Genomic DNA, 10,477 nt, shown 5'->3' with positions numbered 1-10,477 from the left:
GACGGCTCCCTTGTTTGAGATCTCAACGAACTCATTCTGGCACATCCGATGCCGTCGGGCGCCGTCCACCCCATCATGCCGTGACATCCGAGCGACACAACGGTTCTTCGGCCGATGTTACGGCATGGATCCTCGGGTCACCCGAGGATGACGAAAGCAGGGTAGTCGCCGCGCCGCGCAAAAAACCTAATTCGCCGACCCCAGCGCCTTGTCCAGCGCTTCCTTGACGTCGGCCGGCCATGTACTCACCGCTGGCCACGCGTCCGGCTCGGGCTTGTCGCCGCGGCGGGCGAAATAGAGCTTCCGGTTGACCGGGTCGACCGCCATGAAGCCGTCATTGCCGCCGCAATCATGCGGCACGCAGCCGCTCGCAAAAAAGACGCCCGACGCGGTTTTTTCCGTGCCGCCGCCGACCAGCAGGCTGGTCGCCATGTCGGGCATGTCCTTGCCAAGCAGTGTCTCGGCTAGTTTGTAGACCGCTTCATTGTGGAAGGCGTCGATGATGTTGTCGTATTTCGACGGATCAACGTCCTTCCAGTCGGTGCCCAGCTCCGGCATGTAGGTCAGATTGCCGGACGTCGTCAGTCCGTCCGTCGGCGACCATTGCAGCGCCGGCTTGGAATCGCCCGGCAAAAGATAGGGCACGAAATAGATGGCGCTGTCGGAGATCGCGGCCGGCGGCGCGCCGCATTCATCCTGCTCGACCGTGGTCGTCTGGATCGTGCCGCCTTCCGGCTTCCACACGATCACCTTGGCCGGGCCGCATTGATTGCCGCCGTCGCCGACATCGACCAGCGCCACCTTGACGCCGCCGACCTCGACGATCTTGTCGAAGAAGACGTCGTAATTGCGCGCCAGTTCCTTGCCGTCGAAGGCGAGCACCCGTTCCCCGTACTCTTCCTCCTGAGTGATGGTCAGCTGGCCGCCCTCGAACGGGACCGGCGCCTGTTTGTCATTGTCGGCTAGGGCCGCATTGCTCACCGCGCCCTGGTCGGCGGCCCCGCCGGACGCATCGTCAGCCGGCACGAGCACCATGTCGGTCTGTGCATGCGCGCCTGCCACCGGCATCAGAATCCACGCCAGCGCGCAGGCTCCGGCAAGAAGCGAACGTGTCATGACTGTCCCCTCCGTTCAGCCGCCACGAACCCGGCCTGTCGCGGCCAGGTCATCCTACGCTCAGGCCCAGGGGCGCTCAGCAGCGTTCTTCTTCTCGAACGAAGCGATGGCGCCGGCCTTCTCCATGGTCAGACCGATATCGTCGAGCCCGTTGAGCAGGCAGTGGCGCTTGAATTCGTCGAGGTCGAACTTGACCACGCCGCCGTCCGGCCCGCGGATTTCCTTGGCTTCGAGATCAACCGACAGCGTCGCGTTGGAACCGCGCGAGGCATCGTCCATCAGCTTCTCCAGGTCTTCCGGGCTGACGGTGATCGGCAGGATGCCGTTCTTGAAGCAGTTGTTGTAGAAAATGTCGGCGAACGAGGTCGAGATCACGCAGCGGATGCCGAAATCGAGCAGCGCCCACGGCGCATGTTCCCGGCTCGAGCCGCAGCCGAAATTGTCGCCGGCGACCAGGATCTGCGCCTTGCGGTAGGCCGGCTTGTTGAGCACGAAGTCCGGGTTTTCCGAACCGTCGTCCTTGTAACGCATTTCGGCGAACAGGCCGGTGCCGAGTCCGGTGCGCTTGATCGTCTTGAGATAATCTTTGGGGATGATCATGTCGGTGTCGACATTGACGATCGGCATCGGCGCGGCGACACCGGTGAGCTTGGTGAATTTTTCCATGGTTCTTGCCCGTCTTCTTCTCGTTGCGGGGAATTGCTGGCGCCCGGTTTACACAATGCCGCGGGCAAATAAAAGACGGCTGTTTTTGGACTTCCGTCGTCGATCGAAACACAAAATCGGTACAAACAGCTTCAAAACCACCGGCCCATGGTGCACTTTTGTCGACATGACAACGCGATCCACGATCCTTTACGCCAGCGAACCGGGCCTCGGCATCGCCGAGTTCCGCCGCGTTCTGGTGGAATCCGGCCTCGGCGAGACACGGCCCGTCGATGATCATGCCCGTTTGAAGGCGATGCTCACGAGTGCCGACCTGGTGCTCACCGCGCGCATCGATGCGCCGGGCAAGCCGCTGGTTGGTATCGCTCGCGGCATCACCGACTTTTCCTGGGTCTGCTATATCTCCGAGCTCGCTGTTTCTGCATCGGCGCAAGGGCTGGGTATCGGCAAGGGTCTGATGGATGAGGCACGCCGGCAACTCGGACCTTCCGTTGCCATCAGCCTGATCTCCATGCCCGACGCCGTCGGCTTCTATCAGCGTATCGGCATGGAGCGCATGCCCAACGCATTCTGGTTCGGCCGCAAGCGCTGAAATCCACTCCCAGCGACCTCAACCCGCGCATTCTGCCTCTTGACATGCAACCAAATGGTTGCATATTAGAGTCATGAGCATGGATGCCGTCTTTCGCGCCTTGGCCGACCCGACACGCCGGCGGTTGCTGGACAGCCTTCATGCCAGGAACGGGCAGACGCTGAACGCGCTGTGCGGTGAGATGGACATGACGCGCCAGGCGGTGACCAAGCATCTGGCGATCCTGGAAGAAGCAAACCTCGTCGCCACCATCCGCAAGGGACGCGAGAAGCAACATTATCTGAATCCCGTTCCCATCAACGAGATCGCCGAACGCTGGATCGGCAAATTCGAGCGGGGGCGACTGGGCGCCCTCGGCGATTTGAAGAAACGTCTCGAAAGGGAAGACTGATGAGCAACATTTTCGTTTATGTCACCTACATCCGCACCTCGCCCGAAAAACTCTGGCAAGCACTGACCGAGCCGGAGTTCCAGCGGCAATATTTCCTCGGCGCTCAGATGCTAAGCGACTGGAAACAAGGTTCGGCGTGGAAGATGGTTTACACCGACGGCCGCGTCACCGACAGCGGCGAGGTCCTCGAGATCGATCCACCCAAGCGCATCGTGCTCAAATGGCGCAACGAGTTCATGCCCGAGGTCAAGGCGGACGGCTACACACGCTGCACCTTCGCCCTCGAGCAGGAGGGCGAGATGATGAAGCTCGCCATCACACACGAAGCCGATGGACCGCACAAGCTGCTTGGCCATGTGGCGAACGGCTGGCCGCTCATCCTGTCCAGCCTGAAGAGCCTGCTCGAAACCGGCAAAGGCCTGTCGCGCCCGGCGTCGAAGGCTTGAGGTTGTTTCGATAGCGAAACGTTTCTGGAGGCAGGGCGATGTACAGTTCCGCGGTGCACAGCATGACCAATGGCGAGACCGTTATGGCGAGCGCCGATGTTCGCGCGCCGCCCGAGCGGATCTTTGACGCCCTCGTTACACGCGAGGTCGAGCGCTGGTGGGGGTCCGCCAGGACCTACAGGATAACCGGATGGGCGGCCGACCTCCGCGTCGGCGGCCGCTGGAGCGTCACCGTCGAGACGGCGGCCGGCAGACACCTGCCCGCCAGCGGCGAATTCCTGGAGATCGAAGAGCCGCGCCGGATCGTGCAGACGCGGAGATACGACTGGGACCATCCGACGCTTGGCCGCCGCGAAACCAAAGTCGCCTGGCTGCTGGAGCCGATCGCCGGCGGCACACGCGTCACCATCTGCCATGGCGGCTTCGCCGGCATCGCTGCTGCCGCAACGAAGCATGCCGAAGGCTGGGCCCGGGTGCTGGGCTGGCTTCAGGCGTATCTTGGTACGGGCGGCTTGGCGGCGGCTTAATCCACCAAGCAACGGTAGCATCCCTTCGCGCCAGCGTTAAATTACATTCAATTCCCGAAACGGCCGCCCGTCGGCAATCCGGCTGTACCCGAACGCCGAGCAATCCACCGTGCGATAGCCGCCATGTACTATCAGTTCGGCCAGCGCCTTGCCGACCGCCGGAGCCTGCTGCAAGCCGTGACCGGAAAACCCGTTGGCGAAGAGGAAATTGCCGACCTCCGGGTGCGGGCCGATCACCGCGTTCTGGTCGAGCGTGTTGTAGTCGTAATGGCCGACCCAGGCGCGCGTCGGCTTGATCGCCTCGAAGGCTGGAATGCGGGTCGCCAGCACCGGCCAGATCACCTCTTCGAACAGCGGCCAGTCGGGGTCGAAGTCGGCGGGATCGGCCGGTCCTTCGCCCTCTTCCGCCTCGGCGCCCCCGGTGATGTAGACCGAGCCCTCCGGCCGGACATAGATGCCGCTCGGGTCGACCAGCAGCGGCATGTCGTCATATTTTTCGCGCGCCTCGAAGACGAAGACGTTGCGCTTGCGCGGCTCCACTGGCAGCGCCAGCCCGGCCATTGCTGCCACCTTGCCGGCATTCGGCCCGGCGGCGTTAACGACGGTGCCGGCCTCGAGCCGCTCGCCATTGTCGAGGGTCACACCGGCGACGCGCTTCCCCTGCCGCTCGATACCGGTCACCGACGCTGTGATGAAATCAATGTTCTTGCTTCGCAGTGCCTTGCGGAACAGCATCAGCATCGCATGCGCGTCGAACCAGCCTTCGCCGCTGCGGCCATAGGCGCCGGCGGAAATGCCCTCGACCGACAGCCACGGAAAGCGGCGGACGAGCGCCTCGGCATCCTCGAGCACGATGTCGGCGCCCTCGGCCATCTGCGCCTCGTGGTTGGCCCGCAGGATCGGCAGCCCGTTCTCGCCGGCAAGGATGAGGTAGCCGCCTTCGCGAAAGCCGATATCGGCGTCCGCGCCAAACTCTTCCCTGAGCCGCCGGAACAGTTTCAGCGTGAATTGCGACAGCCGGATGTTTTCCGGGATCGAGAACTGCTGGCGGATTGAGGCGCAGGACAGCGTGGTCGCGGCGCGGGAAAATTGCGGGTCGCGCTCGACAAGCGCGATCGAGCCCGAAAACCCTTCCTCGCGCAGATAATAGGCGACCGAGGAGCCGACGATGGCTCCGCCGATGATGACGATGTCGTAATGCACCTTTTGGCCCTTCCGATCTGAACCGCCGCGTCACGCCGCCGGCAGGATGATCTCGAAGCGCGTGCCGCTCGCCGAGTCAACCAGCCGGATCGTGCCATCATGCGCTTTCAGGAGGGCCAGCACGATGCCGAGGCCCATGCCGGTGCCGCCGGAATCGCGGCGCGTGGTGAAGAACGGCTCGAAGATGCGGCCTCGGTTGCTGGGCGAAATGCCGGCGCCGTCGTCGTCCACCACAATGGTGGCCTTGCCGTCCGCGCTTGCGGCCGTGATCGAAACCAGCGTTGCGCCGTGCCGCGCCGAATTGTCGATGAGATTGGCCAGCACGATCGCCGCGTTTTCGGCCGATATGCGCAGACCGATCTGGGCGCCCGCCTCGAGGCGCAGCGCCAGCCTGTGGTCGGCCGGCAGCAGCGCCAGTGCAGCAGTGAGCGACGTGTTTTCGCCGCTCGGTTCGAGATTTTCGGCGCGCGCCAGGTCGAGCAGGCGGCGCACCAGAAGGTTGAGCCGGCCGGCATCGGTGACGATATTGTCCGAAAAACGCCGCCGCTCGGCCTCGTCCATCGCGCTGCCCGAATCGCGCAGCAGTTCGGCGGCCCCCTGGATCGCCGTCAGCGGCGATTTGAGCTCGTGCGAGACGTGGGTGGCAAAGGTCTGGATGCCGTCGGAGCGTGCGTGCAGCTTTTCGGCCATGTCGAGGAAAGCAGCAGAGAGTTCACCCATTTCGCGCGTGCCGTGGTGATCGAGCGGCCTGATCGCCGCGCGGTCGCCGGCGGCGATGCGTTTCGTGCGTTCCATCAGCGCATAGATCGGACGGCTGACGGCGCGCAGGAAGACCAGCCCGATCAGCAGCGCGCCGCCGAGGATGGCGATTGCCGCCAGCGCCACCTTGCCGCGCTCGCCATAGAGATGCTTGACGATGTTGTTCGGCGTCCGCGACAGATAGACGACGCCGGCGACCTTGCCGGAGACCGCAACCGGCATGGCCACGAAGACGCGAACCTTGGTGCCGCGGCTGACCGAATAGAGCGGCGGCGACGGCTGGTCGGGAACCCGCAGCCTGAGCGCGCTGGCGTAGCGGCCGGCAAGCGCTGCGCGAACCTCTTCGACAGCCGCGAGCGACAGGCCGGCCTCCTCACGGCCGGCGATGACCACGCCTCTGGGATCGAGCAGCCGGAAGCCGGCGAGCGTGGTCTTCTGCGTCTCGGCAAGAATGCCCGACAGGCGTGCGCCGATTGAAGCGAAGGCGGGATCGGCGCTGGCCGCGGTGGCCGCGGGCCGGGTCGGCAGGATCCCGTCGGACGCAAGATCGAGGCCCGGTTCGATCGGCTGGTAGGGAGAGGCCCGATCGCTGGTGTTGGGTGAAGGCACGGGTGCGCCTAGCTTTTCCGGGGCAATGCCGGCCTCGCGAACCTCTTGCGCATAGATCGCGCCAAGGGCGGCGCCTTGGGCGATCAGCTCGGCCTCGGTCTGCCGGATCAGCTGGTTCTCGTAGAGCCGGAAGAAAAACAGGCCGGCCAGCGGCAGCGCCATCACCATGATCAGGATGGCGATGACGACCGTGGCGAGGCGAGGCCGCCATTTGCTGCCAATCAGTCCTTGGGCGCTCACGCGCCGCATCCGCCCAGCCGAAAACCGACGCCGTGCACGGTCTCGATCGCATCGACGCAGCCGACGGCCGCCAGCTTGGCGCGGATATTGCGGATGTGGCTGTCGACGGTGCGGTCTGCGACATGGATATTGGCCGCATAGGCGTTGGCCATCACCATGTCGCGGCCAAGCACATGCGCCGGCCGCGCCAAAAAGCCTTTCAGGATCGCGAATTCGATCGACGTCAGCGCCAGCGGCTTGCCGTCGAAGCTGGCTGTATGGCTTGCCGGAACCAGCAACAGTCTGCCATGCGAGAATTGCCGGTCGTCGGCTGGTTCCGGCGTGGGCCGAGCGCGGCGCAGAATGACGTTGACGCGGGCGACCAGCTCGCGCGGGCTGAACGGCTTGATGACATAATCATCGCCGCCCATCTCCAGCCCGAGCACGCGGTCGATCTCTTCATCACGCGCGGACAGGAACAGCACCGGCAGGTCGGATGTGTGGCGCAGCCGCCGGCACACTTCCAGCCCGTCCATTTCCGGCATGCCGATGTCGAGCACGACGAGATCGGGCGCATGGCGCTCTATCGCCTGCAAGGCAGCCGCGCCGTCCGGCACCGCCAGCGTTTTCATGCCGGCCTTTTCCAGCGCGAAGCAGATGATTTCGCGAATGTGCGGGTCGTCGTCGGCGACCAGTATGTGGTGCGGCATCAAATCAGCGGCCCGGCATGAAGGGTTCGGACATCGGAGGAACCACGAACGGGCCACGCCTGTTGAGGGCGCGGTTGAGCCGCCAGTCGCGAAAGCTCCAGCCCCGCCAGTTCTCCTGGCCGGCGCGGAAGCGTGCTTCGTCCTGTGCATACCAGCCGGCGAGTTCGCGGATGGAGGCATCCTCCGCGGAAACCGTCCTGCTCTGGTGCTGGACGAAGCGATCGAGCGCCGGCAAGGCGCCGGGCCCGAGCGAGCGCAGGTACCAGACGTCGAGCTGGGTGCCTTGGCCGGTCATTTCGAAGCAATGGTCGACATTGTAGTTGGCGATCAGCGCGGCAAAGTTGATGAACGAGCAGGCATAGAGCGTCGCCGATAGCGTCAGAAGATTGGCGGCAAGCAGCCATTCGTTGGACTTTTCGCGCGCGATGCGGGCCATGATCAGGACAAGGCCTGCCGCCACCAGCCCCATCCAGACGAACGCAGCGACACGCCAATAGGTCAGCGCATAGATACCGATATAGAGATCGAGCCGCAGGATCGACGAGATCACCAGGAGGATGTTCTGCGCCACCCAGGCATAAACCAGCCGGCGGATGAGCGGATCGCCGGAGGTCGCGCTTCCCGGCCGCAGCGCCGCCAGCACGAAGCCGGCGGCCAGCAGCGCCGTGACGATCAGCGGATAGGCGCCGCGATGCGCGTAGGCGGCATAGGTCAGCCCGTCGGGAAGCGCGATGCCGCCCCACAGATAGGTGGCGTCGAGTGCGCTCTGCACCGCGAACAGGATGTTGAAGACGACGAGCGCCCGGAGGATAGCGGCCTTGCCGAAGACGATGTCCTCGATGGTGGTCCTGGTGGCCGGCGTCGCCGGTGCGCTGGCTGGCGACACCCTGCGGCGGCGGAGAAAACGCGGCAGGCGCGGCCGCAGAAAGGCCCAGACGCAGGCAAGCACGAACAGCCAGAAGGCGAGACGTGGCAGCTGGACGAGGTCGAGCAGTGCCATCAGGTCGATCAGCGAGAACCAATATTCGATGACCGGATTGGCGGCGCCGAACAGCGCGAGGAACACTGTGCCGAGGCTCAGCGGCATGACCCAGACGGCGATCGCCGCAAGGCGCACGCGCCGCCGGCCAAGCCGCCGCGCCGCCATGCGCCAGCGGAAGAAATCAAGGACGAGCCGAAATGGCGTTGCAACCAGGAACAGCGAGAGTTGGCCGGCAATGCGGGCAAGGCCGAGCCGCAACCGTCCGGCCAGTGAAAGCGCGAAGATGGCCGTCGCCGCCAGCGCGATCGAGACGGACAGTGCGCTGACATTTTCCACAAGCGGCAGCAGCGCCATGAACAGCGCAACCGGCTTGAACCAGAACCTGCCGTCGTTGAAGGCGCCGAGAGGATGGAGAGCCATGCTCGCCGCTGCAATCGCAACGCCGAACAGGAAAAGCGTGATGCCCGCCGGTTGGCCATAGAAGAAAAAATCGGCCAGTGCGACGAGCAGGACGGCAACGCCGAAGCGGTAGCAATAGCTCGGCGCCGCCGAGAGGAATACTATCATGATCGGGCTTTCTCGGCGGCTTTGATGCGGCCGGTGGGCGGGGATTTCCGGACGAAAGGGAGGAGGTTTACCGAAGTCCGGGCGGATCGACGAGCCACCAGCTTTCGCGGCGAAGCCGGTACGGCAGGGACCAACGGGAGTTCGTTTGCTCTTGCATGCCGCCCTTGTCGCATCCGGTCGGGTGGCAAGCGGGGCGGAGACGAGGAGATTTTCCGAAATTGCGTGCAGTTTTTATGCACGGCTTGCCTCGGCCGGCTGCAGACGGCATAGATCGGAGATGACCACCGAAAGCTACCGCCCGCGCCGCTCGGTGCTTTACGTCCCGGCTTCGAACGACAAGGCGCTGGCCAAGATCCAATCGCTGGCCTGCGATACCGTCGTCATCGATCTCGAGGACGCCGTCGCCCCGGCCGACAAGCCTTCCGCGCGCGAAAAGCTGGCGGCGATTTTCGCCGGCCGTTCCAACCGGCGCTGCGAGATGGTCGTGCGCATCAATGCGCTGTCGAGCGAGTGGGGCGGCGCCGACCTGCTGGCCGCGGCAAAATGCTCGCCCGACGCCATCCTGCTGCCCAAGGTCGACACGCCGCGCGACATTCTCGAGGCCGGCGACGTGCTCGACGACAATTTTATCGCCGACGAAGTCAAGCTATGGGCGATGATCGAGACGCCCAGGGCGCTGCTCAATATCGGGCCGATCGCTGAGCTCGGCCGCGATCCGGCCTCTCGACTGGCTTGTTTCGCTGCCGGAACGAATGACCTGGTCAAGGACACCGGAATTCTCGCCACGCCCGACCGGCGCTATCTCGTTCCATGGCTGATGCAAATGGTGCTCGCGGCGCGTGCCGGCGGCCTCGACCTGCTCGATGGCGTCTTCAATGATTTTCGCGATATGGACGGGTTTGCGCGCGAGTGCACGGAAGCGGCCGCCATGGGTTTTGACGGCAAGTCGCTAATCCATCCGGCTCAGATCGAAGCCGCGAACCGCGCCTTTGCACCGTCGCCCGAAGCAATAGCCGAAGCGCGCGCGGTCAAGGATGCCTTCGCGCTCGCCCAACATACCGGTAGGGCGGTAGTTGCGCTGAACGGCAAGATGGTCGAGCGGCTGCATCTGGCGCAGGCCGAAAAACTGCTGGCGAAGGCCGCCGCTGTTCGCGCATGACTAACGCAACTGACGACAGGATTGAAGAATGAAACTCTACCGTTTTCTGTCCGGTCCGGACGATTCCAGCTTCTGCCACAAGGTGACGGCGGCGTTGAACAAGGGCTGGCACCTGTTCGGCTCGCCGACCTATGCCTATGACCAGGAAGCCAAGACCATGCGCTGCGGCCAGGCCGTGGTGAAGGACATCGAGGGCCAGGAATACGGCCCCGACACCAAGCTCAGCGACTGGTAGGGAGGTTCGCTGAAGCGCTCGTCCTTCGTCATCCTAGGGCGTAGCAGTCGCGAAGCGACGTCGCGGAGTACCCTAGGATCCATGCCGTTACCTCTGCCGAAGGGCACGGCGGATCAGGATTAGTGTGATCTACCACCGATCGGGATAGCCCCGTTACCCAGAACGGGATGATGAGCGTTCGGTTCTGCACCGCCGGCGCACTGCATCACTATCACGGCATGATGGGGTGGACGGCGCCCGACGGCATCGGATGTGCCAGAATGAGTTCGTTGAGATCTCAAACAAGGGAGCCGTCC

At 64.2% G+C, this 10,477-nt stretch carries 12 protein-coding genes; 6 read left to right on the top strand and 6 right to left on the bottom strand.

The window, feature by feature from the left end:
* Positions 1-186 precede the first annotated feature (186 nt).
* Together NKH60_RS33905 and leuD are read right to left on the bottom strand one after the other, a co-directional pair.
* A complete protein-coding gene (locus tag NKH60_RS33905) occupies positions 187-1,116 on the bottom strand; it encodes an Ivy family c-type lysozyme inhibitor (protein WP_352874962.1) in 930 nt (309 codons plus the stop codon).
* Between the two features lie 60 nt (positions 1,117-1,176).
* Entirely contained in the window at positions 1,177-1,782 is a 606-nt protein-coding gene (gene leuD / locus NKH60_RS33900; RefSeq protein ID WP_352541962.1) for a 3-isopropylmalate dehydratase small subunit, read from the bottom strand.
* Between the two features lie 166 nt (positions 1,783-1,948).
* Between leuD and NKH60_RS33895 the strand changes: the two genes are divergently transcribed.
* The 4 genes from NKH60_RS33895 (at position 1,949) to NKH60_RS33880 (ending at position 3,738) form a co-directional block, all read left to right on the top strand.
* A complete protein-coding gene (locus NKH60_RS33895) occupies positions 1,949-2,374 on the top strand; it encodes a GNAT family N-acetyltransferase (RefSeq protein ID WP_352837384.1) in 426 nt (141 codons plus the stop codon).
* Between the two features lie 79 nt (positions 2,375-2,453).
* Entirely contained in the window at positions 2,454-2,765 is a 312-nt protein-coding gene (locus tag NKH60_RS33890; protein ID WP_352450226.1) for an ArsR/SmtB family transcription factor, read from the top strand.
* A complete protein-coding gene (locus tag NKH60_RS33885) occupies positions 2,765-3,211 on the top strand; it encodes an SRPBCC family protein (protein WP_352541961.1) in 447 nt (148 codons plus the stop codon). Before NKH60_RS33890 ends, NKH60_RS33885 begins: the two co-directional genes overlap by 1 nt.
* Before the next feature lie 38 nt (positions 3,212-3,249).
* Positions 3,250-3,738, top strand: coding sequence for an SRPBCC family protein (locus NKH60_RS33880; RefSeq protein ID WP_352837367.1), 489 nt, complete (start codon positions 3,250-3,252; stop codon positions 3,736-3,738).
* 36 nt (positions 3,739-3,774) lie between these two features.
* On the opposite strand, the gene NKH60_RS33875 is transcribed toward NKH60_RS33880, so the two are convergent.
* The 4 genes from NKH60_RS33875 to NKH60_RS33860 are packed head-to-tail and all read right to left on the bottom strand — an operon-like array spanning position 3,775 to position 8,787.
* Positions 3,775-4,941 (bottom strand): NAD(P)/FAD-dependent oxidoreductase, encoded by a 1,167-nt coding sequence (locus NKH60_RS33875; protein WP_352837370.1) that lies wholly within the window; start codon positions 4,939-4,941, stop codon positions 3,775-3,777.
* Positions 4,942-4,971: 30 nt separating this feature from the next.
* A complete protein-coding gene (locus tag NKH60_RS33870; protein WP_352837372.1) occupies positions 4,972-6,558 on the bottom strand; it encodes an ATP-binding protein in 1,587 nt (528 codons plus the stop codon).
* Complete coding sequence (locus NKH60_RS33865) at positions 6,546-7,238, bottom strand: response regulator (protein WP_352837375.1); 693 nt, start codon at positions 7,236-7,238, stop codon at positions 6,546-6,548. The genes NKH60_RS33870 and NKH60_RS33865 overlap by 13 nt, the downstream gene beginning before the upstream one ends.
* Before the next feature lie 4 nt (positions 7,239-7,242).
* On the bottom strand, positions 7,243-8,787 hold the full coding sequence (locus tag NKH60_RS33860; RefSeq protein ID WP_352837378.1) for a DUF4153 domain-containing protein: 1,545 nt from the start codon (positions 8,785-8,787) through the stop codon (positions 7,243-7,245).
* A gap of 277 nt (positions 8,788-9,064) precedes the next feature.
* Here NKH60_RS33860 and NKH60_RS33855 point away from each other — a divergent pair, with 277 nt between their 5' ends.
* Together NKH60_RS33855 and NKH60_RS33850 are read left to right on the top strand one after the other, a co-directional pair.
* Positions 9,065-9,946: an HpcH/HpaI aldolase/citrate lyase family protein gene (locus NKH60_RS33855; protein ID WP_352837381.1), complete on the top strand. Its 882-nt coding sequence runs from the start codon at positions 9,065-9,067 to the stop codon at positions 9,944-9,946.
* A 28-nt stretch (positions 9,947-9,974) separates the two neighbouring features.
* Complete coding sequence (locus NKH60_RS33850) at positions 9,975-10,181, top strand: DUF1737 domain-containing protein (protein WP_352470863.1); 207 nt, start codon at positions 9,975-9,977, stop codon at positions 10,179-10,181.
* Positions 10,182-10,477 lie beyond the last annotated feature (296 nt).

The organism is Mesorhizobium sp. M1006, from assembly GCF_040318825.1.
In the GTDB taxonomy this organism is placed as follows: domain Bacteria; phylum Pseudomonadota; class Alphaproteobacteria; order Rhizobiales; family Rhizobiaceae; genus Mesorhizobium.
This window is presented reverse-complemented; position numbering and strand designations above follow the sequence as displayed.

Coding starts and splice junctions, on each gene's coding strand:
- leuD (WP_352541962.1), bottom strand. CDS start 1,782: ATGGAAAAATTCACCAAGCTCACCGGTGTCGCCGCGCCGATGCCGATC.
- NKH60_RS33865 (WP_352837375.1), bottom strand. CDS start 7,238: ATGCCGCACCACATACTGGTCGCCGACGACGACCCGCACATTCGCGAA.
- NKH60_RS33895 (WP_352837384.1), top strand. CDS start 1,949: ATGACAACGCGATCCACGATCCTTTACGCCAGCGAACCGGGCCTCGGC.
- NKH60_RS33905 (WP_352874962.1), bottom strand. CDS start 1,116: ATGACACGTTCGCTTCTTGCCGGAGCCTGCGCGCTGGCGTGGATTCTG.
- NKH60_RS33860 (WP_352837378.1), bottom strand. CDS start 8,787: ATGATAGTATTCCTCTCGGCGGCGCCGAGCTATTGCTACCGCTTCGGC.
- NKH60_RS33890 (WP_352450226.1), top strand. CDS start 2,454: ATGGATGCCGTCTTTCGCGCCTTGGCCGACCCGACACGCCGGCGGTTG.
- NKH60_RS33880 (WP_352837367.1), top strand. CDS start 3,250: ATGTACAGTTCCGCGGTGCACAGCATGACCAATGGCGAGACCGTTATG.
- NKH60_RS33850 (WP_352470863.1), top strand. CDS start 9,975: ATGAAACTCTACCGTTTTCTGTCCGGTCCGGACGATTCCAGCTTCTGC.
- NKH60_RS33855 (WP_352837381.1), top strand. CDS start 9,065: ATGACCACCGAAAGCTACCGCCCGCGCCGCTCGGTGCTTTACGTCCCG.
- NKH60_RS33885 (WP_352541961.1), top strand. CDS start 2,765: ATGAGCAACATTTTCGTTTATGTCACCTACATCCGCACCTCGCCCGAA.
- NKH60_RS33870 (WP_352837372.1), bottom strand. CDS start 6,558: ATGCGGCGCGTGAGCGCCCAAGGACTGATTGGCAGCAAATGGCGGCCT.